Consider the following 24,050-nt stretch of genomic DNA (forward strand, 5'->3'; position numbering starts at 1 on the left):
GTATGGCCTACGAGATTCCGGTGACGCAAGCCAGGGCTGAGCTCGCCGACCTGATCAACCGGGTGGTGTACGGCAATGAGCGCGTCGTCGTCACGCGCCACGGAAAGCCCCTCGTCGCCCTGGTCTCCGCCGCCGATCTGGAGCGACTCGACGCGCTCGACCAGCCCGCGGAGGACCAGGTGGTCAGCGCGGTCTCCCGGGTCCGCGAGGTGGGTTCCGCTCCCCGCGAACGGCAGCGGTTCGGCATCACCGCCGAGCACCGGGGTCCCAGCCCCTCGTAGGGCCACGGGTACCCCGTCCGGAGCCGGGCGGTCCCGCGCCCGAACGAAGGAGACCGTGCACCCCCGTCCGCTACAGCGGGGGTGCACGGTCGATCGTGTGCGGCCGGTTCCCGCGGTCAGCCGACCGCCACGAGCTCCCGCTCACCGGCCGTGGTGGCCGACCGCGCCCGTCCGCGCAGCGCGTTGCCGAGCAGTACGGCGCCCAGCCCCAGGGCGGCCCACCAGGTGAGCGTCAGGGCAGGGCCGGTCGCCGCGGCGCCGTCGAAGAACGACACCGAGCGCAGCAGGGTGGTGCCGGCCCCCGGCGGCAGCCACTGGCCGATCTCGCCGACCGGGTGGGGCAGCATCTCCGGGGCCGAGGGAGCGCCGGAGAACGGGTTGCCGAACAGCATCACCACGCCCGCGGCGACCCCGATGCCGGCCGTGCCGAGCAGCGCGGCCAGCCCGGCGACCGCGGCGCTCACGGCCAGCGTCGCCAGGCCCAGCACGCCCGCCTCGGCCCACCAGTCACCGGTGAGCACCCCGAGCCAGCTGTGCGCGATGCCCGCCGCGGCCGTGCCGGTCAGGGCGGCGGCGCCCACCAGTGCGGCCACGGCCCGCATACCGCGCAGTCCGAGCAGGGTCACCACCGAGCCGGCCGCGATCCCGGCCAGGGCGAGCGGCAGCACGCTCGAGGTCAGGGCGGCGCCGCGCGGGTCCTTCGGCGGGGCGGCCACGACGTCGACGGTCCGCACCGGGGTGCCGGTGGCCGACGCCTGCCGCACCACCACCTGCTGGAGCGTCTGCGCCACCACCGGGCTCGCGGCGGACGCGGTCAGCAGCTCCGGGCCCTGGGCGGTCACCACCAGCGCGCCGTATACGGTCCGGTCCTCGATCGCCTGCCGGGCGGCGGCCTCGTCGGCGTAGCGGTGGATCTCGAAGGCGCCCTCGTGCCGTGCCAGTCGCTGCTCCATCGGTGCGGTGGCGGCGGTGGGACCGGCGACGCCGAGCGGCAGGTCGCGGGGTGCGGTACGGGCGGCGGGCCAGGCGAAGGCCCACAGGGCGAGCGCGGCGAGCGCCGGGACGAGCACGGTGATCGCGATCAGGCGGCGCGTGTGGGTCCGTGCGGGGGTAGCGGATGCGGGGGACATGGGTTCCTCTCCGGGGAGCGGCGGTCGGCCGGGGTGGCGGGCCGTAAAAAGAAGGATCGTTCGTTTTAGCGGTGTCACCACCGTCCTGCGGATGCCGGGCCTTGTCAAGAAGGAATGTTCGTTTTACTTTGGGGGCCATGGCCCGCGTATCCCAGGAACACCTCGACGCCCGCCGCCGGCAGATCCTCGACGGTGCCGCCGTGTGCTTCGCCCGCAACGGCTTCCACGCCACGTCCATGCAGGACGTGCTGAAGGAGGTCGACCTGTCGGCCGGGGCGGTGTACCGCTACTTCAGCGGCAAGGACGCGCTCATCGCCGCGATCGTCGGCGAGGTGCTCGGCCAGGTCCACGAAGGCTTCGAGGAGGCCGCCCGCAGCGCTCCGCCCCCGCCGCCGGACGTCCTGGTGTCCTCGGTGCTCAGCCGGGTGCTCGCCACCAAGGAGTCGGTCACCGTGGACGGACGGCCCGCGTTCCCGCGGCTGGTCGTCCAGGTGTGGACGGAGACGCTCCGCAACGACGAGCTGGCGTCCCTCCTGCGTGAGGGCTACGGCGCGGTGCAGCAGACCTGGGCACGGATCGCCGAGGCGTACCAGGACGCCGGGATGATGCGCCCGGACGTGACCCCGGACCACGTGGCGCGCACCATGATGGCCGCGGCGATGGGATTCCTCGCCCAGCAGGCCCTGTTCGGCCCGGCGCCGGCCGAGATCCTGCGCGACGGCCTGCGGGGGCTGATGAGCGTGCGGGAGCGGCACACCGGATCACAGTCCGGTTAACGTGGCCGAAACTCGGCCCAACTAGCCTCCGGTCCACGCCACCAGGGAGTTTGCCCCGGGGCCGCGGCAACCGGACCCCGCACGGTCCGGGCGAGGACTGTGAGGTGGGACGTGCAACTGACCCCGCACGAGCAAGAGAGGCTGCTGATCCACGTCGCGGCCGACGTCGCCGAGAAGCGCCGGGCCCGTGGGCTGAGGCTCAACCACCCCGAAGCGGTCGCCCTCATCACCTCGCACATCCTCGAAGGCGCACGCGACGGCCGCACGGTCGCCGAACTCATGGCCTCCGGGCGCACGCTGCTCACCCGCGACGACGTCATGGAAGGCATCCCCGAGATGATCCACGACGTCCAGGTCGAGGCGACCTTCCCCGACGGCACCAAGCTCGTCACCGTCCACGACCCGATCGTCCAGGAGGCTCGATGATTCCCGGCGAGATCCTGCTTGCGGACGAGCCCGTCGTCTGCAACGAGGGCCGCGAGGTCACCCGGCTGACCGTCCTCAACGCCGCGGACCGGCCGGTCCAGGTCGGCTCCCACTACCACTTCGCCGAGGCCAACCCCGGCCTGGACTTCGACCGCGCCGCCGCGCGCGGCCTGCGGCTCAACGTCGCCGCCGGTACGGCCGTGCGCTTCGAGCCCGGCATCCCCGTCGAGGTGGAACTCGTCCCGCTCACCGGTGCCCGGGTGGTGCCCGGGCTGCGCGGGGAGACCGGAGGTGCCCTCGATGGCTGAGATCTCGCGCGCGGCGTACGCCGACCTGTTCGGGCCCACCACCGGCGACCGGATCCGGCTCGCCGACACCGATCTGCTGATCGAGATCGAGGAGGACCGCTGCGGCGGGCCCGGACTCGCCGGCGACGAGGCGGTGTTCGGCGGTGGCAAGGTCATCCGCGAGTCCATGGGCCAGTCGCGTGCCACGCGTGCGGACGGCACCCCGGACACGGTCATCACGGGTGCGGTCGTCGTCGACCACTGGGGCATCGTCAAGGCCGACGTCGGGCTGCGCGACGGGCGGATCACCGGCATCGGCAAGGCCGGCAACCCCGACACCATGGACGGCGTCCACCCGGACCTGGTGATCGGCCCCGAGACGGAGGTCATCGCCGGCAACGGGCGCATCCTGACCGCCGGCGCCATCGACGCGCACGTCCACTTCATCTGCCCGCAGATCGCCGACGAGGCGCTGTCCGCCGGCATCACGACGCTGGTGGGCGGCGGCACCGGACCGGCCGAGGGCTCGAAGGCGACCACGGTGACGCCCGGGCCCTGGCACATTGCGCGGATGCTGGAGGCGATGGAGCAGTACCCGCTCAACATCGGCCTGCTCGGCAAGGGCAACACCGTCTCGCACGAGGCGATGCTGTCGCAGATCCGCGGCGGCGCCCTGGGCCTGAAGCTGCACGAGGACTGGGGCTCGACCCCGGCCGTCATCGACGCCTCGCTGACCGTCGCCGAGCGGACCGGCATCCAGGTCGCCATCCACACGGACACGCTCAACGAGGCCGGCTTCGTGGGCGACACGCTCGCCGCGATCGCGGGTCGCGGCATCCACGCGTACCACACCGAGGGCGCGGGCGGCGGGCACGCGCCGGACATCATGACCGTCGTCTCCGAGCCGCACGTGCTGCCGAGTTCGACCAACCCCACGCGGCCGTTCACCGTCAACACCGCCGAGGAGCACCTCGACATGCTGATGGTGTGCCACCACCTCAACCCGGCGGTGCCCGGGGACCTCGCCTTCGCCGAGTCGCGGATCCGGCCCTCCACCATCGGCGCGGAGGACATCCTGCACGACCTGGGCGCCATCTCGATCATCTCCTCCGACTCCCAGGCCATGGGGCGGGTCGGCGAGGTCGTCCTGCGCACCTGGCAGACGGCGCACGTGATGAAGCGGCGACGCGGTGCGCTGCCCGGCGACGGGGCGGCGGACAACCGGCGGGTGCGGCGCTACGTCGCGAAGTACACGATCAACCCCGCGCTCGCCCAGGGGCTCGCCCGGGAGATCGGGTCGGTGGAGACCGGCAAGCTCGCCGACCTCGTCCTGTGGGAACCCGCGTTCTTCGGGGTCAAGCCGCACCTCGTCCTCAAGGGCGGGCAGATCGCCTACGCGCAGATGGGCGACGCCAACGCCTCGATCCCGACGCCGCAGCCGGTCCTGCCGCGGCCGATGTACGGGGCGATCGGGCGGGCGCCCGCCGCGAACTCCGTCAACTTCGTGGCGCCGCTCGCGATCGAGGACGGGCTGCCGGAGCGGCTCTCGCTGGGCAAGCGGTTCGCCGCGATCGAGTCGACGCGCGGGGTGACCAAGGCGGACATGCGCGAGAACGACGCGCGGCCGCGGGTGCGGGTCGACCCCGACAGCTTCGCCGTGCACATCGACGGTGAGCTGGTGGAGGCGACGCCCGCCGCCGAACTGCCCATGGCCCAGCGGTACTTCCTCTTCTGAGGCGGAGCGATGCCGAGGTGGAGTGATGCCCGCGTGCGTGATGCCGGGGTGCGTGATGTCTAGGGCCGCGCTGCTGGTCCTGGCCGACGGGCGGTTTCCCGCCGGGGGGCACGCACACTCCGGCGGGGCCGAGGCGGCGGTGAAGGCCGGGCGGATCACCGGGGCCGCGAGCCTGGAGGAGTTCTGCCGGGGGCGGCTGCACACGGCGGGGCTGGTCGCCGCGTCGCTGGCCGCCGCGGGCGCGCTCGGCGTGGACGCGGGGGAGCTGGACGCGGCCGCGGACGCGCGGACTCCGTCGCCCGCCCTGCGGCTGGCCGCGCGCAAGCTGGGGCGGCAGTTGCTGCGGGCCGGGCGGGCGACGTGGCCGTCCGGCGAACTCGACGCCGTCGCACGGGAGTTCCCCAAGGGGGCCCACCAGCCCGTGGTGTTGGGGCGGGTGGCCCGGGCGGCCGGACTGGGTCCGGAGGATGCCGCCCACTGTGCGGCGTACGAGTGTGTGAGCGGGCCGGCCGGCGCGGTCGTGCGGCTGCTGAGCCTCGATCCGTTCGACGCGACGGGGGTGCTGGCCCGGCTGGCGCCGGAGATGGACCGGGTGGCCGATCGGGCCGTGGAGGTGGCGCGGGTTGTCGCCGACGAGGGGGTCGGTGCGCTGCCTGCGGCGTCGGCCCCGTTGCTGGAGATCTCCGCCGAGTCGCACGCTGCCTGGGGTGTCCGGTTGTTCGCGTCCTGAGTCGTCCGCCCCTCGCCGTCCTCCGTCCCGACCCCGGGGCTGCGCCCCCGACCCCCGTCCGGCTCGAACGGCCGCGGCCGCGAACGCCGGACGGACCGAATCATTGGAGCTGTTTCCCTTGCACCTCGACCACGCTCACACCCACGCCGGGCCCTCCGCCCTGGGCGCGGACGCCCATCGCCCCGACGGCACACGCCGGGCCCTGCGGATCGGGCTCGGCGGGCCCGTCGGATCCGGGAAGACCGCGACCGTCGCCGCGCTCTGCCGGGCGCTGCGGGACGAGATCTCGCTCGCCGTCGTCACCAACGACATCTACACCCGCGAGGACGCCGAATTCCTGCTGCGGGAGGCCGTGTTGCCCCCCGAGCGGATCACGGCCGTGGAGACGGGGGCCTGCCCGCACACCGCGATCCGGGACGACATCTCCGCCAATCTGGAGGCCGTGGAGGACCTGGAGGACGAGGTAGGGCCGTTGGACCTGATCCTGGTGGAGTCCGGCGGGGACAATCTCACGGCGACCTTCTCCAAGGGGCTGGTCGACGCCCAGATCTTCGTGATCGACGTCGCGGGAGGCGACGACATTCCGCGCAAGGGCGGGCCCGGGGTGACCACGGCCGATCTGCTCGTCGTCAACAAGACCGACCTCGCGCCGTACGTCGGCTCCGATCTCGGGCGGATGGCGGCCGACGCCAAGGCGCAGCGGGCCGAACTCCCCGTCGTCCTGCAGTCGTTGCGGGGCGAGGCCGGCGTGCGGGACGTGGCCGGCTGGGTTCGGGGGCAGCTCGCCGCGTGGACGGCGTGAACGTGAGCGGGGTGCGCGCCGCCGCCCGGATCGTCGCCCGCCCGGACGGCAGGGGCGGTACGGCCCTGCCCGTGCTGGAGGGGGACGGGCCCCTCGCCCCGCGGCGGACCCGGGGGAGCGCCGAGGAGGCCCGCGTCGTGCTCGTCGGGGCGATGAGCGGGCCGCTGGGCGGGGACGCGTTCGCGGTGCGGGCGGAGGTGGCGGCCGGAGCACGGCTGCGCGTCGGGTCGGCCGCCGCCACCATCGCGCTGCCGGGGCAGGCCAAGGGGGCCGCGCGCTACGACGTGCGGCTGCGGGTGGCCGCCGGGGGCGAGTTGGAGTGGCTGCCCGAGCAGCTGATCTCCGCGCGGGGCAGCGATCTTCACGTCGGCACCCGGGCCGAACTCGCCGCCGGGGCGCGGCTCGTGCTGCGCGAGGAACAGGTACTCGGGCGGGCCGGGGAGGAACCCGGTCGGCTGACCAGCCGTCTTACGGTGTGCGTCGAGGGACGGACCGTGCTCGACCAGGAGCTGGCCTGCGGGCCCGGGGCCCCTGGCGGGTGGGACGGTCCCGCCGTGCTGGGCGGGCACCGGGCGGTCGGTCAACTCGTCGTCGTACGGCCCGAGTTCGCCGCGGAACCGGTGGCGGCGCGGGTGCTGGGCGAGGGTGCCGTCGTCATGCCGCTCGCCGGGCCCGCCGCACTGGTCGGTGCCGTGGCGGCCGACGGGCTGCGGCTGCGGCGGCTGCTGGACGAGGCGCTGGCCGCTCTTCGGTGACGCTCCGCTGAGCGGGACACCCGTCTCCGTTTATCGGATTGGCAAAAAGCGTAAATGCCCTCTGTTCTCAGGCAGTTCACAGCCGACAGGATCCCTCTACCGCCATTGACGCATGGGGAGGGTCACACTTGAGGCGAATGAGACCGAACAGGCGGGTGACCGCGCTCGGCTCGGCCCGCGCGCTCGTCACCGTCACGCTCCTGGCCGGCGCCGTCGCGGCGCCCGGTGCGAGCGCGAGCGCGAGTTCGTGGGGCGGGCAGGACCGCGAGGCCCGCGGCGCCGCCATCGCCGCCCGGCAGGCGGCCCGCACCGGTGTCGACTGGGCGGACTGCCCGGCCGACTGGGGTCTGGCCAAGCCCATTCGGTGCGGCTGGGTCAGCGTGCCGGTGGACTACGCCCGACCGTACGGCAAGCACATCAAGCTCGCCGTGGACCGTGTCGGCAACACCGGGACGAAGGACGAGCGGCAGGGCTCGCTCGTCTACAACCCGGGCGGACCGGGCGGTTCCGGACTGCGCTTCCCGACCCGGGTCACCACCAGGAACCCGGTGTGGGCGAACGTGGCCAAGGCGTACGACTTCGTGGGCTTCGACCCGCGCGGCGTCGGCCACTCCGCGCCCATCTCCTGCGCCGATCCGCAGGAGTTCGTCAAGGCGCCCAAGCTGGACCCGGTGCCGGACGGCGGGGCGGACAAACTGGCCCGGCGCAAGCTGGCCCGCGAGTACGCCGACGGCTGCGCCGAGCGCACCGGCAGGGCGATGCTCTCCCAGATGACCACGCCGAACACCGTGCGCGACCTGGACGTGATCCGTGCCGCCCTCGGCGAGCGGAAGCTCAACTACCTGGGCGTCTCATACGGCACCTACATCGGCGCCGTCTACGGCACCATGTTCCCCGGCCATCTGCGCCGGATGATCGTGGACAGCGTGGTCAACCCGTCGCGGGAGAAGATCTGGTACCAGGCCAACCTGGACCAGGACGTCGCCTTCGAGGGCCGCTGGAAGGACTGGGAGGACTGGGTCGCCGCGCACGACGCCGCCTTCCACCTCGGCACCACGCGGGCCGCGGTCCAGGCGAAGTGGCTCGAGCTGCGCGCCACCGCCGAGAAGAGCCCGATCGGCGGGGTCGTCGGCCCGGCCGAGCTCATCGGCTTCTTCCAGAGCGCCCCGTACTACGACTCCGCGTGGGTGCCGATCGCGACGGTGTTCAGCGAGTACGTGGCCGGCGACACCCAGGCGCTGATCGACGCCGCCGCCCCGGACATGGCCGACACCGCGGGCAACATCTCCGCGGAGAACGGCAACGCGGTCTACACGGCGGTCGAGTGCACGGACGCCAAGTGGCCCAGCAGCTGGCGGAAGTGGGACAGGGACAACACCGCGCTCAACAGGAACTACCCGTTCATGACGTGGGCCAACGCCTGGCTGAACCTGCCGTGCGCCACCTGGCCGGTGAAGCAGCACCACCCGGTGAACGTCAGAACGCACAAGGGCCTGCCGCAGGTCCTGATCGTGCAGTCCACGCGGGACGCCGCCACTCCGTACGGCGGCGCCGTCGAACTGCACCACCGCTTCAAGGGCTCGCGCCTGATCACCGAGAAGGACGCGGGCTCGCACGGCGTGACCGGCCTGGTCAACCCGTGCATCAACCAGAGGGTGGACGCCTACCTGGTGCACGGCAGGCTGGACGCCGCGGACGTGACCTGCACCCCGCACGCCACACCCAGGCCGTAACCGCCACCGCGACGACATGAGGGGTGGCCGGAGATCTCCGGCCACCCCTCATCCGCGCTCGCGCTCTAGCCCAGCGGCATCCGCGGGAACCGGCGCTCCTTCTCCGCGGTCTTGGCCGCCGCGGCCTGCTCCGCCTTGGCGACGGCCGCGTACTGGTCGACGTACTCCTGCTCGGACAGCGTCAGGATGGCGTACATGATCTCGTCGGTGATGGCCCGCAGGACCGCCTTCTCGTTCTCCATGCCGGCGTAACGGGAGAAGTCCAGGGGCTTGCCGAAGCGGATGACCACGGGGTGGAGGTTCGGGACGACCTTGCCGGGCGGCTGCGCCTCGAAGGTGCCGATCATCGCGCAGGGGATCACCGGGACCTGGGCCCTCAGGGCCATCACCGCGACGCCCACCTTGCCCTTGTAGAGGCGGCCGTCGTGGGAGCGGGTGCCCTCCGGGTAGATGCCGAGCAGCTCGCCCTTGCCCAGCACGCCGAGGCCCTCGCGGATCGCGGCCTGGCCCGCCTCCTTGCCGGTGCGGTCGACCGGGATCTGCCCGGCGCTGCGGAAGAAGGCCGCGGTCAGCCGGCCCTTGACGCCCGGTCCGGTGAAGTACTCCTTCTTCGCGAGGAAGGTGATGCGGCGCTTGAGCATCGCCGGCATCAGGAAGTGGTCGGAGAAGGACAGGTGGTTGCCGGCGACGATGGCCGGGCCCTGTGCCGGTACGTTGTCGAGACCTTCGATACGGGGCCGGAAGAACAGTCTCAGCAGTGGTCCCAACAACACGTATTTGAGTACGTAGTAGAACAAAGGGGTCGCTCCTCACTCCGGCGGATCGCCTGGGCCGCCTCGTTCCAGCAGGTCAACCGGCGTGTCGTGGGGTCGCCAGTCTATGTGCAGGCGCAGTTCGCCGGAACACGGCGGACACCGCGTAGCGTGCGTGGGGACAACTGCGGCACCAGCCTCCAGTTACCGGCCGGTAGACAGCAACCCGATGCCGCATCATGGCGCGATCGCGCTCAACTGCTGGCGTACGAACGGCTCTTGTGCCCACGCGCACCCCTCTGCTCGCTCACAGCCGGACGATGACCAAGGCGGTGTCGTCGGTGGCACCCCCTGGTGGCAGCAGCTCCAGGAGCACCGCGTCCGCGAGGGTCTCGGGGTCGTCGGAGCGGTGGCGGAAGAGGGCGTCGGTGAGCCGCTCCAGGCCGGTGTCGATGTCCTCGTGTCTGCGCTCGATCAGGCCGTCGGTGTAGAGGACGAGGGTGGCGCCCTCGTCGTAGCGTGTGATGGCCTGGGGCCGGGGGAGGGGGTCGAAGCGGGCGTCGAGCGGCGGGTCGGTGGCCTGGTCGAGGAGTTCGATGCGCCCGTCGGCGTGGACCAGGACCGGCGGCGGATGCCCGGCGCTGCTGTAGGCGATGGTGTGCTCGTCGAAGTCGATGAAGGTCGTCACAGCGGTGGCGGACTCGGCGCCGTCGACCACGTGCGCGTACCGGCCCAGGACGTTCAGCGCCTCGGCCGGTCCCACGGCGACGCGGGAGGCGGCGCTCAGCGCGCTGCGCAGCTGCCCCATGACCCCGGCGGCCGGGAGGCCGTGCCCCACCACGTCGCCCACCGCCACCCCGATGCGGTTGCCGCCCACCAGGTCGACCACGTCGTACCAGTCCCCGCACACGTTGAGCGCGCCGACGGCGGGACGGTAGCGTACGGCCGCGTCGTGGTGGCCGACCTGCCGGCGGGCGGGCAGCATCGCCTCCTGGAGCGCGAGGGCCACCTCCCGCTCGCGGGCGTGGGCCTGCCGCAGCCGCTCGTTGAGCTCCTGCAGCTCGCGCGCGCGGGTGTAGAGCTCGGCCTCGAGCACCCGCGCCCGGCTGCCGCTCGGGCCGCCCCGGGCCCGGATCAGCTCGGTGACCTCCTCGACGCGGTGCACAAACAGCACCACGTTCCCGTCCGCGTCGCGCACCGGGGCGTTGACCGGGCTCCAGTACCGCTCCTGCCACTCCCCGGGCCGCTCGGGGTCCTCCACGTCGTAGCGCTGCAGGGCCATGGCGTCGCGCTCGCCGGTCTCCAGCACCCGCTTCAGCGAGGCCGCGAGGTTGCGCATGCCCGACGCGGTGGAGTCGTTCGGGTTGTCCGGGAAGACGTCGAACAGATAGCGGCCGACCACCTGCTCACGGGTGCGGCCGGCCGTCCGCAGGAACTCCTCGTTCGCGTCCGCGTAGACCAGCCCCGGCGTCAGCAGCGCCACCATCCCCGGCAGGCACTGGAACACCGCCGCGTAGTCGATCGCCTCGTCGTCCATGGCCATCGCCTCCACCGCCGGTCTCACGTCATTTTCCCGCGTCCCGCGCCCTGCGCACCGCTCGTCCGTCAGCCCGGAGGATCCTCCAGGGACTGCTCCGCCCAGATGACCTTGCCCTCGGGCACGAAGCGGGTGCCCCAGCGCTGGGTGAACTGCGAGACCAGCAGCAGCCCGCGGCCGCCCTCGTCCGTGGCGCGCGGATGGCGCAGGTGCGGGGCGGTGGCGCCGCCGTCGGAGACCTCGCAGATCAGGGTCTGGTCCCTGATCAGGCGCAGCCGGACGGGTCCGGAGGCGTACCGGATGGCGTTGGTGACCAGCTCGCTGACCACGAGTTCCGTGGTGAAGGCCAGCTCCTCCAGGCCCCACTCGGCGAGCTGCCGGGCGGCCTCCTTGCGGGCGTCCGCGACCACGGCCGGGTCCGCGGGCAGATCCCAGTCCGCGACCTGGTCGACGCCGAGCAGCCGGGTGTGGGCCAGCAGCAGGGCCACGTCGTCGTGCGGCCGGGCCGGGACCAGCGCGTCCACCACGGCCAGGCAGCGCACGTCCAGCGCCGGTTCGACCTGCTCCAGGGCCTCGCGCAGCCGCTCCCGGTCCGTGTCCACGGCCCAGTCGCGGTCCTCGCGGGCCAGCAGCCCGTCGGTGTGCAGGGCGAGCGTGCTGCCCTCCGCCAGGGCCAGCTCCACCGCCTCGAAGGGCGGGCCGCCCGCGCCGAGCGGTGAGCCCTGCGGGAGGTCGACGAAGGTGACGCTGCCGTCGGGCAGCACGACGGCGGGCGCGGGATGGCCGGCGGCGGCCATCGTGCACTGCCCGTCGACGGGGTCGTAGACGACGTAGACACACCCGGATCCGGCGACCTCCCTGCCGGCGCCCTCGGTCGCGTCCGGCGCGACGCCCTCCTCGCGGGCCGTGCGCGCCACCAGGTCGTCGAGGTGCGCGAGCACCTCCTCCGGCGGCAGGTCCAGCGCCGCGAGGGTGCGTACGGCGGTGCGCAGGCGGCCCATGGCCGCGGCGGCGTCGATGCCGTGGCCGGGAACCTCGCCCACGACCAGGGCGACGCGCGCGCCGGACAGCGGGATCAGGTCGTACCAGTCGCCGCCCAGGCCGGTGAGCTCGTCGGCCGGCCGGTAGCAGGCGGCCACCTCCACCGCGTTCTGCTCGGGCAGCCGGCGGGGCAGCAGGCTGCGCTGGAGCACCAGGGCGGCATCGCGTTCGCGGGTGTAGCGGCGGGCGTTGTCCACGCAGACCGCCGCCCGCGACACGAGGTCCTCGGCCAGGCTCAGGTCGTCCGCGTCGAACGGCTCCTGCCGGCGGCGCCGGAAGAAGGTGGTGACGCCCAGCGTGACGCCCCGCGCGCGGATCGGCACGATCATCACGGAGTGCAGCCCCAGCTCCAGGAAGGTCGACGCCCGCCTGCCGGCCATGTCCGCGTCCCACTCCGTGGCGAGCGGGTCGAGCCGCTCCTCGAGCCAGGAGGTGCCCGTGCTCAGACAGCGGACCGGCGGTGACCCGGAGAGATACCGGGCCACCTCGCCGATCTCGACCACGGCCTCCGGGACGCCCGGGTTCACCGACTGGTGCCCGGCACGGCGCAGCGGCACCCGGTCCGAGACGCTCAGCGGCCCCGGGGTGAGCTCCGCGCCCCGCAGCACCGTGTCCAGCAGGTCCACGGCGACGAAGTCGGCGCATTCGGGCACGGCCACGTCGGCCAGTTCCTGCGCGGTGCGTACGACGTCGAGGGTGCGGCCGATGCGCTCGCCGGCCCGGTCGAGCAGGGCCAGGCGCTGGCGGGCGCGGTGGCGCTCGGTGACGTCGACGACCGTGTAGTAGACGCCCATCGCACGGCCCTGCTCGTCGTCGAGCCGGGCGAAGGACAGCATGTGCGCCGTCTCCCGGTGCGGCGCGGCCCGTACATGGCCCACCTGCTCGTAGCCGAAGACCGGCTCGCCGGTGCGCAGCACGTGCCGCATCCGGTCCTCGATGCCCTCGGCGTCCAGACCGGGCTGGATCTCCGCCATCCGCCGCCCGAGCCGCTCTCGGGCGGAGCCGCCGCCGAACTGCTCCAGCGCCGCGTTCGACCACACGCAGCGCAGGGTCGTGTCCACGATCGCTATGCCGACGGGCGAGTGCGTGACCATCTGCTCCAGCACCGGGCGGCTCATGTCCCAGCCCGGCGCTCCGGCCATGTCGGAGACGAGGGCGAGCCACCGGGTGGCGCCGTCGGGGTCCGCGGCCGGCGTGACGCGCACCATCACCCTGACCTGCTGCCCGTCCTTGCGGCGGGCGGTGAGCAGCCCCGCCCAGCCGCCGTCCGTGCGGCAGCGCTCGGCCAGCTGGGGCACACGCGCGGCGTCCTCGGCCGCCAGCAGCCCGGTCACCCTGGTGCCCACCACCTCGGCGGACGTGTACTGCAGCAGCCGCTGGGCGTCGTGCGTCCAGCTGATCACCACGCCCCGCGCATCGAGCAGCAAGGGCACGGCATCGGCCACGTCGAACCGCTGCCGGGCGAGAGCCTGCTCCTCCTGTGTGCCCACGGCCGACCTCTCTGTCGCTGAGAGTGGTCTACCACCACTTGTCCCAGTCTTCACCCTTCGGGCGTTGCGTGGAGGCACCCGGGCGGGAGAAGTGCGCGGGGGGCGGCACCGGGCCGCCCCCCCCGGGGTCACGCGGCGAGCACCCGCTCCAGTGCTCCCAGGGCCGACTCCAGCTCCTGGGGCGTGATGGTGAGCGGCGGTGCCAGCCGGATGGTCGAACCGTGGGTGTCCTTGACCAGAACCCCCTCGTCCATCAGCCGGCGGCTGATCTCGCGCCCGCTGCCGATGGCCGGTTCGATGTCGACGCCCGCCCACAGGCCCCGCGCACGGAAGCCGGCCACGCCCTTGCCGAGGAGGGCTGCGAGACCGCCGCGCAGCACCACGCCCAGCTCGGCCGCCCGGTGCTGGAACTCGCCGGTCTCCAGCAGCCCGACCACCGCCGTGCCGACCGCGGCGGCCAGCGGGTTGCCGCCGAACGTCGAGCCGTGCTCGCCCGGGCGCAGCACGCCGAGCACGTCCCGGCGGGCGACCACCGCGGAGACCGGCACGATGCCGCCGCCCAGCGCCTTGCCCAGCAGCAGCATGTCGGGGACGACGTCCTCGTGCTCGACGGCGAGGGTGCGGCCGGTGCGGCCGAGCCCCGACTGGATCTCGTCCGCGATGAACAGACAGCCCGTGCGCCGGGTCAGCTCGCGCACGCCGGTCAGATAGCCGTCGTCCGGGATGACCACGCCCGCCTCGCCCTGGATGGGCTCGATGAGCACGGCGGCGGTGGTCTCGTCGACCGCCGCCTCCAGCGCCGCCAGGTCGTTGTACGGCACGATCCGGAAGCCGGGCGTGAAAGGGCCGAAGCCCGCCCGCGCCGTCTCGTCCGTGGAGAAGCTGACGATGGTCGTCGTACGGCCGTGGAAGTTGTCCGCGGCGACCACGATCGTCGCCCGGTCGGCGGGCACGCCCTTGACCTCGTAGGCCCATTTGCGGGCCACCTTGATGCCGGACTCGACCGCCTCGGCGCCGGTGTTCATCGGCAGCACCATGTCGAGGCCGGTCAGGGCGGCCAGCCGCTCGGCGAACTCGGCGAGCTTGTCGTTGTGGAAGGCGCGGGAGGTGAGGGTGAGCCGGTCGAGCTGGCGGTGGGCCGTCTCGATCAGCCGCGGGTGGCGGTGGCCGAAGTTGAGGGCCGAGTAGCCGGCCAGCATGTCGAGGTAGCGGCGGCCCTCGACGTCCTCCACCCAGGTGCCCTCCGCGCGGGCGACCACCACGGGCAGCGGGTGGTAGTTGTGCGCCAGGACCGGCTCCTCGGCGCGGATCAGGTCGGCGGACGAACGGGAGGTCACGGCAGCGGTCATGAACGGATCTCCTGGGTGCAGCACTTGATGCCGCCGCCTGCCTTGCGGAACTCGGACAGGTCGACGGGTACGGGAACATAGCCGCGGTCGGCGAGAGCGGAGGTGAGCGCCTCGGCCTGCGGCGCGATGAAGACGTTGCGGCCGTCGGACACGGAGTTGAGGCCGAAGGCCAGTGCGTCGTCGAGGGTGGCGAGCACGGCGTCCGGGTACAGCCGCGCCAGCACCTCCCGGCTGCCCGGCGAGAACGCCTCCGGGTAGTACGCGACGTTGTTGCCCTCGGCGGAGTCGTCCAGCACGAACAGCGCGGTGTCCAGGTGGTAGAAGCGCGGGTCCACCAGGGTCAGGCTGATCACCGGGTGGCCGAAGAACTCCTGCACCTCGCGGTGCGCCTCGCGGGTGGTGCGGAATCCGGTGCCGGCCAGCATGTAGCGCCCCGTCCAGACCAGGTCGCCCTCGCCCTCGCAGACGGACTCGGGACGGTGGACGGCGAAGCCGGCCGTCGTGAACCAGGTGTCGTAGTGCGTGGACTCCGGGCGCCGCTCGGGCGCGTGGAAGAGGGAGCCGAAGACGCGGCCGTCGACGACGACCGCCGAGTTGGCGGCGAAGACCATGTCCGGGAGCCCGGGGGCGGGCTCCACGGTGTCGACCATGTGGCCGTGGGTCCGGTAGGCGCCGATCAGCGCCCGCCACTGCGCACGGGCCAGGTCGGCGTCGGGCTGGGCGTCGGGATGCATCCAGGGGTTGATCGCGTACTGCACGGCGAAATGTCTGGGTTCGCAGACGAGGAAGCGCCGCCGGCGCGGCACACGGGTGTCGGACACAGAGGGGTTCCTCCGCTTCCTGAGCGTCACTGAGGGTTGACACCAAGGTAGGAAGTGACGGAGACACGCGACAAGCAACATGAATTGCGTGTCTGCGCAGGAATGCTGCGTCTTTGGCCGATCCTGCGCAGCGCTGCTGCGTACTCGGACGCCTATTCGGGCGGTGCCTCGGGCGCGGGCTGCGTGGCGCCCGCCTCGGGGCTCTCGGGGAGCAGGTGGGAGAGCACCATCACGCTGATCGTCTTGCGGATGAACGGCTCGGTGCGGATGCGCTCCAGCACCTCCTCGAAGTGCTCCACGTCCCGCGCCCGCACGTGCAGCAGCGCGTCCGCCCCGCCGGTCACCGTCATCGCCGCCGTGATCTCCGGGTGGTTGCGCACCACCTCCGCCAGCCGCCGCGGCGGGGCCGCGCCCTCGCAGTACACCTCGACGTACGCCTCCGTGCGCCAGCCCAGCGCGGACGGCTCCACCGTGGCCGTGAACCCGGTGATCACCCCCGTGTCGCGCAGCCGGTCGACGCGGCGCTTGACGGCTGTCGACGACAGCCCCACGACCGCGCCGATCTCGGCGAAGCTCGTCCTGGCGTTGGCCATCAGCGCGGTGATGATCTTCCGGTCGAGCTCGTCGAACGGCGCGGGCCTGCTGTTCATGTCGGCACTGTATCCAGCGAATACGGCCACGCCCGGCACATGTCCACACGTGCGGATTCCTCCTAGACTCCGGGTTCATGCTGCGCGCCCTCGCCGTCGACGACGAACGCCCCTCGCTGGAGGAACTGCTCTATCTGCTGAACGCGGACCCGCGCATCGGCAGCGTGGAGGGCGCGGGCGACGCGACCGAGGCGCTGCGCCGCATCAACCGCGCGCTGCAGTCCGGGCCGGGCGGGCCGGAGGCGATCGACGTCGTCTTCCTCGACATCCACATGCCCGGCCTCGACGGGCTCGACCTCGCACGGCTGCTGACCGGGTTCGCGAAGCCGCCGCTCGTCGTGTTCGTCACCGCCCACGAGGACTTCGCCGTACAGGCCTTCGACCTCAAGGCCGTCGACTACGTCCTCAAGCCCGTCCGCAAGGAGCGGCTCGCCGAGGCCGTGCGCCGGGCCGTCGAACTCGCCGGCGCCGCCCCCCGCATTCCCGTGCACGAGCCCGACCCCGACCACATCCCCGTGGAGCTCGGCGGCGTGACCCGCTTCGTGTCCGTCGACGACATCACCCACGTCGAGGCCCAGGGCGACTACGCCCGCCTGCACACCGACAAGGGCAGCCATCTCGTCCGCATACCGCTGTCCACCCTGGAGGACCGCTGGCGCTCGCGCGGCTTCGTCCGCATCCACCGCCGCCATCTCGTGGCCCTGCGCCACGTCGGTGAACTGCGCCTGGACGCGGGCACGGTGAGCGTCCTGGTGGGCGGCGAGGAGCTCCAGGTCAGCCGCCGCCACACCCGCGAGCTGCGGGACCTGCTGATGAGGAGGCCCTAGCCGTGCCCGGCCAGGACCCCGCCGAGCGGCGCGTCGTCGTCACCGGCCCGCCCCGCCGCGCCCGCAGGGCGTTCGGCTACTACCGGCCCCGCACCGAGATCGACGAGCAGACCACCCTCGGCCACACCTACGTCCGCTCCCTGATGCGCACCCAACTGCGCGCCGCGCTCGCCGTGTTCGCCTTCCTCGTGCTGCTGGTCGGCCCGCTGCCGCTGGTCTTCGCCGCCATGCCGGACGCCCGCCGCCTCGAATGGGCCGTCCTCGGCTTCTGCCTCTACGCCCCGCTGGTCCTGCTCGGCCTGTGGTACGTACGGCGTGCCGAGCGCAACGAACGGGACTTCGTCCGCCTCGTCGAAGACCGGTGACGTGGTGCGCCGATGAACTCCAGCTACGCCGTCCCCGCCGTCGCCCTCGTCGTCGTGGCCACCGTCCTCGTCGGCGCGTTCGGCCTGCGCATCTCCCGCACCACCTCCGACTTCTACGTCGCCTCCCGCACCGTCGGCCCCCGCCTCAACGCCGCCGCGATCAGCGGCGAGTACCTCTCCGCCGCCTCCTTCCTCGGCATCGCGGGCCTGGTCCTGGTCCAGGGCCCCGACATGCTCTGGTACCCGGTCGGCTACACCGCCGGCTATCTGGTGCTGCTGCTGTTCGTCGCCGCCCCGCTGCGCCGCTCCGGCGCCTACACGCTGCCCGACTTCGCCGAGGCCCGGCTCGCCTCCCACCCGGTACGGCGGCTGGCCGGGGCGTTCGTCGTCGGTGTCGGCTGGCTGTATCTGCTGCCCCAGCTCCAGGGCGCCGGACTGACGCTGACGGTGCTGACCGGTGCGCCCCAGTCGCTCGGCGGGATCATCGTGGCGTTCGTCGTGGTCGCCACCGTCGCCGCCGGCGGCATGCGCAGCATCACCTTCGTGCAGGCCTTCCAGTACTGGCTCAAACTGACCGCGCTGCTCGTGCCCGCCCTCTTCCTCGTCCTCGCCTGGCAGGGCGACGGCGCGCCCCGCCACCCCTTCCAGGAGCCGGCGACCTTCCGCGAGCAGCGCGTGGTGCGCGTCGCCGACAGCGTCGACCTGACCCTGCGCGGCCCGCTGACCGTGACGGCGAGCGGCACGATCGACGGCAGGACCCATGCCGGCGAGCGGGTACGCCTCTCTGCCGGCAGCCACCGCATCGCGGCCGGCACCCGGCTGACCTTCGCCCAGGGCGCGCCCGTCCCGGCGGCGGACCGCGACACCGGCGGCGGCATGTCCACCCCGCTGGAGTCGAGCCGCGAGGAACGCCCCCTGTACGCCACGTACGGGCTCATCCTCGCGACCTTCCTCGGCACGATGGGGCTGCCGCACGTCGTCGTGCGCTTCTACACCAGCCCGCACGGCGTCGCCGCCCGCCGCACCACGGTGGCCGTGCTCGGCCTGATCGGGGCCTTCTACCTGCTGCCGCCCGTCTACGGCGCCCTCGGCAGGCTCTACACCCCCGAACTCACCCTCACCGGTGACGCGGACGCCGCCGTGCTGCTGCTGCCCGACCGGATGATCGGCGGCGTCGGCGGCGACCTGCTCGGCGCGCTGGTGGCGGGCGGGGCCTTCGCCGCCTTCCTGTCCACGGCCTCCGGGCTGACCATGGCGGTCGCGGGCGTGCTCACCCAGGACGTCCTGCCGACGCGCGGCGTACGGCACTTCAGGCTCGGCACGGTGCTCTCCATGGCCGTGCCGCTCGCGGCCAGCGCCATCGTGGGCGGGCTGCCGGTCGCCGACGCGGTCGGCCTCGCCTTCGCGGTGTCCGCCTCGTCCTTCTGCCCGCTGCTCGTCCTCGGCATCTGGTGGCGCCGGCTGACCCCGCCGGGCGCGGCGGCCGGGATGCTGATCGGCGGCGGCTGCGCCTTCGTGGCGGTCGCCGCCACCATGGCGGGCCTTCCCGGCACGGGCCCGCTGCACACCCTGCTCGCCTGGCCCGCCCTCTGGTCGGTGCCGCTGGGCTTCCTCACGATGGTGCTGGTGTCCCTGGCCACGCCGGGGCGGGTGCCGGCCGGGACGGAGGCGATCCTGGCGCGGTTCCATCTGCCGGAGCAGCTGCGGGCGGAGGTGAAGGCATGAGCGGGTTCCTGGCCGGGCTGTGCGTGGCCGTCCTGCCGCTGCTGGCCGCCGGGTTCTGGCTCGGCCGGCGCACGGCCCGCCCGGAGAGCCTCTGGGGTCTCGGCACCCCCGTCGAGCACGCCACCTTCGAGACCCTGCACACCGCCTCGCTCGCGGCGCCCCCGCTGCGGGCGGGCCTGACCGAGGAGACCGCGCGCAAGTCCGCCCGCAGACTGCGCACCCTGCTGGGCACGGACGCGCTGTGCCTGACCGACCGGAAGGAGGTCCTGGTCTGGGACGGCGTCGGCGGCCACCACCGCACCGAGATCATGGAGCGGCTGGCCGGAGCGCTGGAGACCGGCCGCGGCGAGGCCTTCCGGCTGTCCTGCGGCACCCCGGACTGCCCGGTGCGCTGGGCCGTCGTGGCTCCCCTCACCGTCGACGACAGCGTGCACGGCGCGCTCGTCGCCTGCGCGCCCCGCGAGTCCGCGGTGCTCGTCCGGGCGGCCGGGGAGGTCGCGCGCTGGGTCTCCGTCCAGCTGGAACTGGCGGACCTGGACCAGTCCCGCACCCGGCTGATCGAGGCGGAGATCAAGGCACTGCGGGCGCAGATCTCCCCGCACTTCATCTTCAACTCGCTGGCCGTGATCGCCTCGTTCGTCCGCACCGACCCCGAGCGCGCCCGTGAACTCCTCCTGGAGTTCGCCGACTTCACCCGCTACTCGTTCCGCAGGCACGGCGACTTCACCACGCTCGCCGACGAACTGCACGCCATCGACCACTACCTGGCCCTCGTCCGGGCGCGCTTCGGCGACCGCCTCTCCGTCACCCTGCAGATCGCCCCCGAGGTGCTGCCGGTGACCCTGCCCTTCCTGTGCCTGCAGCCGCTGGTCGAGAACGCCGTCAAGCACGGCCTGGAGGGCAAGGCGCCGCCCGCCGGCAAGAGCCGGATCAGCATCACCGCGCAGGACGCGGGCGCCGAGGCCCTGGTCGTCATCGAGGACGACGGCGCGGGCATGGACCCCGCCCTGCTGCGCCGCATCCTGGCGGGCGAGCTCAGCCCCTCGGGCGGCATCGGCCTGTCCAACGTCGACGACCGGCTCCGCCAGGTCTACGGCGACGACTACGGGCTCGTCATCGAGACCGCCGTGGGGGCGGGCATGAAGATCACCGCCCGGCTGCCCAAGTACCAGCCGGGCGTGCACCCCGCGGGGCGGATCACCCAGGAGCTCGCCGGGGAGTTCCCGGGCGAGCTCTCCGGAGGATGAGCCTCAGGCGTTGCTGCGGGTGGCGATCATCCCGAGCGTGAGCAGCCCCAGCACGACCCAGCCGAACCACAGCCAGCCGTTGGAGCCGAGCGCCACCGTGTAGGCCGTCACCACGACGAGACCGCCGACGGTGAGCGCTCCCATCGCCTTCGTGGAACTGTCCGTGGAACCGGGCATCGCGACACCCTCCTCAGGATTCGTTCCCCTCCATGGTGCCCCCGTTCTGCCTCCGCACGGTGCACACGACGAAATGCGTGCCCGACCTCCACGCTCCGGCGCTGGTCCAGGAGCCCGAGGTGTAGACCGAGGGGTCGAAGCCGTAGTCGCGCGGCGGCACGTCCCTGGCGCACGCCGCGTCCGACTCCGTACGGGCCCCGGCGAGCGTGACGCCCTTGCCCAGCCGGGTGAAGCCGAGCACCTGCTCGTCGTGCGGGCCGGAGCAGGACGCCAGGCGGGCGTCGCGGTTGGTGCGGGTCTCCAGGCAGTCCCGCCGCTGCATGTTCGCCGTGTCGGCGAAGGCGGAGCCGATCTTGCGGTGGGCGCCGAGCGGCCCGTACACCGGCCCGTGCGCGCCCAGCACCAGACAGGCGGTGCGCCGCCCCGCGGCCTCGAAGCCGCCGCCGCCCGGCACGACGGCGACGCTGCGCACGTCCGCCAGCCGCTCCCGCACCTGCCGCGTCCGCTCCTCGCACCGGGCCGGCCCCCGGCGGCGCGCGTCGTCCGCCGAGGCCGCCGGCACGAACGCCATCACCTGCCCGTCCGGAGGCCCGCCCGAGCAGGCGGCGACCAGGCGCAGCCGGGGCGTGCCGTGGAACCGGGCCGAGTCCGGCCAGTTGGCGAGCACGCAGTCGCCGTCCCGGAGCGGCTTGGCGAGCCCGACCGCCGTGCCGTACGGCAACGCCTGTGCGCCGCCCCCGGCCGAGTCCTGGTGCGCCATGGCGTACCAGACCCCGCCCAGGGCGAGTACCAGGCCGAGCGACGCGGCCAGGGCGGCGCGCAGGGCCCGGGGCAGCTCGCGGCGGCGGTGCGCGGGCGCCTGGCGCCGCACGACGACCGGCCCGAAGGCGTCCGGGGCGGGGTCGTGCCCCGGCGGGGGAGGGGCGGGTGCCACCGCGGCCCACGGCGGCTGCGAGCCGAGGCCGGTCTGTGTCCGGGCGTAGGAGTCGGCCTGCGGCACCACGATCCGCGACAGCGCCGCCTCCGCCTCCGTCGCGGACGCCCGCCGGCCGGGATCCTTGGCGAGCAGGTTCAGCAGGACGGGGCCCAGCGCGCCGGCGCGCACGGCCGGCCGCGGCTCCTCCATCACCACCGCGGTGACCTCGGCGAGGTTCGACTCGCGCTCGAAGGGGCCGCGGCCCTCCACGCCGTAGTAGAGCGTGCAGCCCAGCGAGAACAGGTCGGCGGCGGGGGTGGGTGTCCCGCCCGTGGCGCGCTCCGGCGCCAGGTAGCCCGAGGTGCCCACCAGCACGGACGCCCTGGTGTACCGGGTCTCGCCGGCGTCCGGCTGCACCGAGATGCCGTAGTCGGTGAGCAGGATGCGGCCGTACGGAGCCCCCGTGCGGTCCGGAGCCAGCAGGATGTTCGCCGGCTTCACGTCCCGGTGCATCACGCCCCGCTCGTGCCCGGCCGTCAGCGCGTCCAGCACGGCGAGCCCGAGACGGGCGCACTCCGCGGGCGCGAGCGGGCCGCGCGTGGCGACCAGCTCCTTGAGGTCGACGGCGCCCGCGACGTACTCCATCACGATCCACGGCAGCCCGTCGTGCTCCAGCACGTCGTGCACCGTCACCACGTGCGGATGGCCGCGCAGCCCCGCCGCGTGCCGGGCCTCCGCGCGGGCGCGGGCGACCCGGGCCTCGCGCTCCTCGGCACCCGGGTCCGCGTCCTGGAAGACGATCTCCTTGAGCGCGACCTCGCAGGCGAGTCTCCGGTCGTGGGCGAGCCACACATGGCCCATGCCGCCGCTGCCGAGACGGTTCAGCAGCAGATAGCGGCCGGCGATGACCCGGCCCACTCCCGACGTCGGTGATCCTGGTTGCATCCGGTGACTCCCGGGTTGTGCGGGGCGCTAGGTGATCGCGACGGAGGCGGGCCCCGAGGACGCGGGCCCACGCGTGGCGGAGGCGCTGCCCGCCGGCTCACCGCCGGCGGGCGCGCTCGTGGTGACCGGGGTGCCGGGCGGGGCGCTGCCGGTGACGGGGGTACCGGGTGGCGCGCTGCTGGTGACGGGGGTGCGGGGCGGTGGGGCGCTGCTGGTGACCGGGGTGCTGGAGCCGGCCGTGACCGGCGGAGGTGAGCCGGGCGGCGGAGCCGACGTGGAGCCGGCGGACGACGTACCGGGGCCGCCGCTCGCGGGGGGAGCGGGCGACGAGGGTGACGCCGGCGGAGTCGTGGACGGCTGGGAGGCCGGGGACGACGGGGGAGTGGCGGATCCTCCGGACGCGGTCCCCGCCGTCCCGGATGCCCCGCCCGACGGGGCGCCCGGCGTCCCTCCGGACCGGTCGCCGGACGGGCCGCCCGGCGTACCACCGGACCGGTCGCCCGACGGGGCGCTCGGCGTCTCTGCGGACGGGCCGGCAGGCGGTCCGGAGATGCTTCCCGCCGTGTCCCCGGTCGCGCTCAGCGTCACGTACGCGCCGAACTCCAGCTCGGCCCCGGCCGGCGGATCGGACGCCGTCACCCGTGCGTCGTCTGGGGGCCGCTCCTCCCCGGCGTACCCGGACGCCAGCCCCTGCGCGGCCAGCTCCCGGACCGCGTCGGCGAACGTGCTCCCCGAGAGGTCGGGCACCGCCCGCCGACGGGCCGCGTCGAAGGTGCTGTCCCGCGCGCCCGTCGTGCCCACCGGCCGGTCGATGCCCCGGCCCGGATCGTGGACGTCGACCAGGGCGAGCCGCCCCATTTCCCGCGGCGCGGGCCGCACGGCCACGACGGTGGAACGCCGATATCCGTGCCACTTCTTGTTGCCGCCGTCGAACGTGACCGAAATCCGATGCGTGTCACCCGTGAAGGGGCGGAGCGGATTTCCGCACGAGCACTTCACGGCCGGAACTCCCCGTTCGTCGACCAGAACGGCGATTCCCGTCTGCAGCAAGGAGTTGAAGGGGGTGGCCTTTCCCTTTTTGTAGTCGTGATTCACCACGAGAGTGTCGTGACGCAGGAGGACAGGAGTGAGCCGGTCCAGATATCCCGGAATCCCGGCCGTGTCGATGCCCAGCGCGTCGGCCCACGCCCGCGCCTTCCGGCGCTGGGCGGGGTCCGTGAGAAAGGCCTTGAGCCGCTTGACGTCGCAGGTCGTCGGCTGCCTCGTGCCGCCGTACAGACCAGGTGTGCCGCCGTACAGGCCGGGTGTGTCCCCCTGCTGCAGGCTGCCGGGGACGGTCTGCGGCCGGACCCCCTCGGCATCGTGTCCCAGACCGCTGTTCTCGTCGAAGAAGGGCGCGAGAGACGGAACTCCCGCGGCCGCCGCCTTCACGAGTAGCAGCGGTGCACTCCGGTCACATCCGCTGAGTGCGAGTACGAAGAAGAGCAGGACGGCGATCTTTCCCATCGCCGATTTCCCCGCTCCATGCATAAATGCGTGAAGTGTCATCACCG

The 24,050-nt window shown here is 73.4% G+C and carries 23 protein-coding genes; 13 read left to right on the top strand and 10 right to left on the bottom strand.

What is annotated here, in order from left to right:
* Positions 1 to 2: 2 nt before the first annotated feature.
* Positions 3 to 281: a type II toxin-antitoxin system Phd/YefM family antitoxin gene (locus ACIRPX_RS17255; RefSeq protein WP_404194617.1), complete on the top strand. Its 279-nt coding sequence runs from the start codon at positions 3 to 5 to the stop codon at positions 279 to 281.
* 116 nt (positions 282 to 397) lie between these two features.
* On the opposite strand, the gene ACIRPX_RS17260 is transcribed toward ACIRPX_RS17255, so the two are convergent.
* Complete coding sequence (locus ACIRPX_RS17260) at positions 398 to 1,411, bottom strand: ABC transporter permease (protein ID WP_404194619.1); 1,014 nt, start codon at positions 1,409 to 1,411, stop codon at positions 398 to 400.
* Positions 1,412 to 1,548: 137 nt separating this feature from the next.
* On the opposite strand from ACIRPX_RS17260, the gene ACIRPX_RS17265 reads away from it, so the two are divergent.
* The 8 genes from ACIRPX_RS17265 to ACIRPX_RS17300 all read left to right on the top strand — a co-directional run bounded on the left by ACIRPX_RS17265 (position 1,549) and on the right by ACIRPX_RS17300 (position 8,655).
* On the top strand, positions 1,549 to 2,187 hold the full coding sequence (locus ACIRPX_RS17265; protein ID WP_404194622.1) for a TetR/AcrR family transcriptional regulator: 639 nt from the start codon (positions 1,549 to 1,551) through the stop codon (positions 2,185 to 2,187).
* Positions 2,188 to 2,298: 111 nt separating this feature from the next.
* Positions 2,299 to 2,613, top strand: a complete 315-nt coding sequence (locus ACIRPX_RS17270) for an urease subunit gamma (RefSeq protein WP_404194624.1) — start codon at positions 2,299 to 2,301, stop codon at positions 2,611 to 2,613.
* Positions 2,610 to 2,921, top strand: coding sequence for an urease subunit beta (locus tag ACIRPX_RS17275; RefSeq protein ID WP_404194627.1), 312 nt, complete (start codon positions 2,610 to 2,612; stop codon positions 2,919 to 2,921). The genes ACIRPX_RS17270 and ACIRPX_RS17275 overlap by 4 nt, the downstream gene beginning before the upstream one ends.
* Positions 2,914 to 4,635, top strand: coding sequence for an urease subunit alpha (locus ACIRPX_RS17280; RefSeq protein WP_404194629.1), 1,722 nt, complete (start codon positions 2,914 to 2,916; stop codon positions 4,633 to 4,635). The genes ACIRPX_RS17275 and ACIRPX_RS17280 overlap by 8 nt, the downstream gene beginning before the upstream one ends.
* 55 nt (positions 4,636 to 4,690) lie before the next feature.
* The gene (locus ACIRPX_RS17285; RefSeq protein WP_404194631.1) at positions 4,691 to 5,365 is read left to right on the top strand and encodes an urease accessory protein UreF; all 675 of its coding nucleotides are present in this window, start codon (positions 4,691 to 4,693) and stop codon (positions 5,363 to 5,365) included.
* Positions 5,366 to 5,483: 118 nt separating this feature from the next.
* The gene (gene ureG, locus ACIRPX_RS17290; protein ID WP_404194634.1) at positions 5,484 to 6,167 is read left to right on the top strand and encodes an urease accessory protein UreG; all 684 of its coding nucleotides are present in this window, start codon (positions 5,484 to 5,486) and stop codon (positions 6,165 to 6,167) included.
* Positions 6,155 to 6,922, top strand: coding sequence for an urease accessory protein UreD (locus tag ACIRPX_RS17295; RefSeq protein ID WP_404194637.1), 768 nt, complete (start codon positions 6,155 to 6,157; stop codon positions 6,920 to 6,922). Before ureG ends, ACIRPX_RS17295 begins: the two co-directional genes overlap by 13 nt.
* A 128-nt stretch (positions 6,923 to 7,050) precedes the next feature.
* Positions 7,051 to 8,655, top strand: a complete 1,605-nt coding sequence (locus ACIRPX_RS17300; protein ID WP_404194640.1) for an alpha/beta hydrolase — start codon at positions 7,051 to 7,053, stop codon at positions 8,653 to 8,655.
* Positions 8,656 to 8,720: 65 nt separating this feature from the next.
* On the opposite strand, the gene ACIRPX_RS17305 is transcribed toward ACIRPX_RS17300, so the two are convergent.
* From ACIRPX_RS17305 to ACIRPX_RS17330, 6 genes are all read right to left on the bottom strand, one after another.
* A complete protein-coding gene (locus ACIRPX_RS17305; protein WP_404194643.1) occupies positions 8,721 to 9,452 on the bottom strand; it encodes a lysophospholipid acyltransferase family protein in 732 nt (243 codons plus the stop codon).
* 262 nt (positions 9,453 to 9,714) lie between these two features.
* The gene (locus tag ACIRPX_RS17310; RefSeq protein WP_404194876.1) at positions 9,715 to 10,944 is read right to left on the bottom strand and encodes a PP2C family protein-serine/threonine phosphatase; all 1,230 of its coding nucleotides are present in this window, start codon (positions 10,942 to 10,944) and stop codon (positions 9,715 to 9,717) included.
* Between the two features lie 68 nt (positions 10,945 to 11,012).
* Positions 11,013 to 13,475 (bottom strand): SpoIIE family protein phosphatase, encoded by a 2,463-nt coding sequence (locus ACIRPX_RS17315; RefSeq protein WP_404194646.1) that lies wholly within the window; start codon positions 13,473 to 13,475, stop codon positions 11,013 to 11,015.
* Positions 13,476 to 13,603: 128 nt separating this feature from the next.
* The gene (rocD, locus tag ACIRPX_RS17320) at positions 13,604 to 14,824 is read right to left on the bottom strand and encodes an ornithine--oxo-acid transaminase (RefSeq protein WP_404194650.1); all 1,221 of its coding nucleotides are present in this window, start codon (positions 14,822 to 14,824) and stop codon (positions 13,604 to 13,606) included.
* A complete protein-coding gene (gene ddaH / locus ACIRPX_RS17325; protein WP_404194653.1) occupies positions 14,821 to 15,645 on the bottom strand; it encodes a dimethylargininase in 825 nt (274 codons plus the stop codon). The genes rocD and ddaH overlap by 4 nt, the downstream gene beginning before the upstream one ends.
* A 152-nt stretch (positions 15,646 to 15,797) precedes the next feature.
* Complete coding sequence (locus ACIRPX_RS17330) at positions 15,798 to 16,295, bottom strand: Lrp/AsnC family transcriptional regulator (protein WP_404194655.1); 498 nt, start codon at positions 16,293 to 16,295, stop codon at positions 15,798 to 15,800.
* 77 nt (positions 16,296 to 16,372) lie between these two features.
* On the opposite strand from ACIRPX_RS17330, the gene ACIRPX_RS17335 reads away from it, so the two are divergent.
* Genes ACIRPX_RS17335 through ACIRPX_RS17350 form a run of 4 tightly spaced genes read left to right on the top strand, consistent with a single transcriptional unit; the run spans position 16,373 to position 20,459 of the window.
* The gene (locus tag ACIRPX_RS17335; protein WP_404194657.1) at positions 16,373 to 17,122 is read left to right on the top strand and encodes a LytR/AlgR family response regulator transcription factor; all 750 of its coding nucleotides are present in this window, start codon (positions 16,373 to 16,375) and stop codon (positions 17,120 to 17,122) included.
* Between the two features lie 2 nt (positions 17,123 to 17,124).
* Complete coding sequence (locus ACIRPX_RS17340; RefSeq protein WP_404194659.1) at positions 17,125 to 17,487, top strand: hypothetical protein; 363 nt, start codon at positions 17,125 to 17,127, stop codon at positions 17,485 to 17,487.
* 12 nt (positions 17,488 to 17,499) lie between these two features.
* Entirely contained in the window at positions 17,500 to 19,212 is a 1,713-nt protein-coding gene (locus ACIRPX_RS17345; protein WP_404194662.1) for a cation acetate symporter, read from the top strand.
* Positions 19,209 to 20,459 (top strand): sensor histidine kinase, encoded by a 1,251-nt coding sequence (locus ACIRPX_RS17350; protein ID WP_404194664.1) that lies wholly within the window; start codon positions 19,209 to 19,211, stop codon positions 20,457 to 20,459. Before ACIRPX_RS17345 ends, ACIRPX_RS17350 begins: the two co-directional genes overlap by 4 nt.
* Positions 20,460 to 20,462: 3 nt before the next feature.
* On the opposite strand, the gene ACIRPX_RS17355 is transcribed toward ACIRPX_RS17350, so the two are convergent.
* The 3 genes from ACIRPX_RS17355 to ACIRPX_RS17365 are packed head-to-tail and all read right to left on the bottom strand — an operon-like array spanning position 20,463 to position 24,003.
* Complete coding sequence (locus ACIRPX_RS17355) at positions 20,463 to 20,636, bottom strand: hypothetical protein (protein WP_404194667.1); 174 nt, start codon at positions 20,634 to 20,636, stop codon at positions 20,463 to 20,465.
* A gap of 13 nt (positions 20,637 to 20,649) precedes the next feature.
* Entirely contained in the window at positions 20,650 to 22,497 is a 1,848-nt protein-coding gene (locus ACIRPX_RS17360; RefSeq protein WP_404194670.1) for a protein kinase, read from the bottom strand.
* A gap of 27 nt (positions 22,498 to 22,524) precedes the next feature.
* The gene (locus ACIRPX_RS17365; protein ID WP_404194673.1) at positions 22,525 to 24,003 is read right to left on the bottom strand and encodes a DUF6777 domain-containing protein; all 1,479 of its coding nucleotides are present in this window, start codon (positions 24,001 to 24,003) and stop codon (positions 22,525 to 22,527) included.
* Between the last annotated feature and the right edge of the window lie 47 nt (positions 24,004 to 24,050).

Origin of the sequence: Streptomyces sp. NPDC101225 (assembly GCF_044767585.1) — a bacterium.
Taxonomy (GTDB): Bacteria; Actinomycetota; Actinomycetes; order Streptomycetales; family Streptomycetaceae; genus Streptomyces.

Excerpts from the sequence above, each read along its gene's own strand:
- ACIRPX_RS17360 (WP_404194670.1), bottom strand. The coding sequence starts at position 22,497 with ATGCAACCAGGATCACCGACGTCGGGAGTGGGCCGGGTCATCGCCGGC.
- ACIRPX_RS17330 (WP_404194655.1), bottom strand. The coding sequence starts at position 16,295 with ATGAACAGCAGGCCCGCGCCGTTCGACGAGCTCGACCGGAAGATCATC.
- rocD (WP_404194650.1), bottom strand. The coding sequence starts at position 14,824 with ATGACCGCTGCCGTGACCTCCCGTTCGTCCGCCGACCTGATCCGCGCC.
- ACIRPX_RS17335 (WP_404194657.1), top strand. The coding sequence starts at position 16,373 with ATGCTGCGCGCCCTCGCCGTCGACGACGAACGCCCCTCGCTGGAGGAA.
- ACIRPX_RS17365 (WP_404194673.1), bottom strand. The coding sequence starts at position 24,003 with ATGGGAAAGATCGCCGTCCTGCTCTTCTTCGTACTCGCACTCAGCGGA.
- ACIRPX_RS17285 (WP_404194631.1), top strand. The coding sequence starts at position 4,691 with ATGTCTAGGGCCGCGCTGCTGGTCCTGGCCGACGGGCGGTTTCCCGCC.
- ACIRPX_RS17355 (WP_404194667.1), bottom strand. The coding sequence starts at position 20,636 with ATGCCCGGTTCCACGGACAGTTCCACGAAGGCGATGGGAGCGCTCACC.
- ACIRPX_RS17350 (WP_404194664.1), top strand. The coding sequence starts at position 19,209 with ATGAGCGGGTTCCTGGCCGGGCTGTGCGTGGCCGTCCTGCCGCTGCTG.
- ACIRPX_RS17310 (WP_404194876.1), bottom strand. The coding sequence starts at position 10,944 with ATGGACGACGAGGCGATCGACTACGCGGCGGTGTTCCAGTGCCTGCCG.
- ACIRPX_RS17255 (WP_404194617.1), top strand. The coding sequence starts at position 3 with ATGGCCTACGAGATTCCGGTGACGCAAGCCAGGGCTGAGCTCGCCGAC.
- ACIRPX_RS17275 (WP_404194627.1), top strand. The coding sequence starts at position 2,610 with ATGATTCCCGGCGAGATCCTGCTTGCGGACGAGCCCGTCGTCTGCAAC.
- ACIRPX_RS17345 (WP_404194662.1), top strand. The coding sequence starts at position 17,500 with ATGAACTCCAGCTACGCCGTCCCCGCCGTCGCCCTCGTCGTCGTGGCC.
- ACIRPX_RS17260 (WP_404194619.1), bottom strand. The coding sequence starts at position 1,411 with ATGTCCCCCGCATCCGCTACCCCCGCACGGACCCACACGCGCCGCCTG.
- ACIRPX_RS17280 (WP_404194629.1), top strand. The coding sequence starts at position 2,914 with ATGGCTGAGATCTCGCGCGCGGCGTACGCCGACCTGTTCGGGCCCACC.
- ACIRPX_RS17265 (WP_404194622.1), top strand. The coding sequence starts at position 1,549 with ATGGCCCGCGTATCCCAGGAACACCTCGACGCCCGCCGCCGGCAGATC.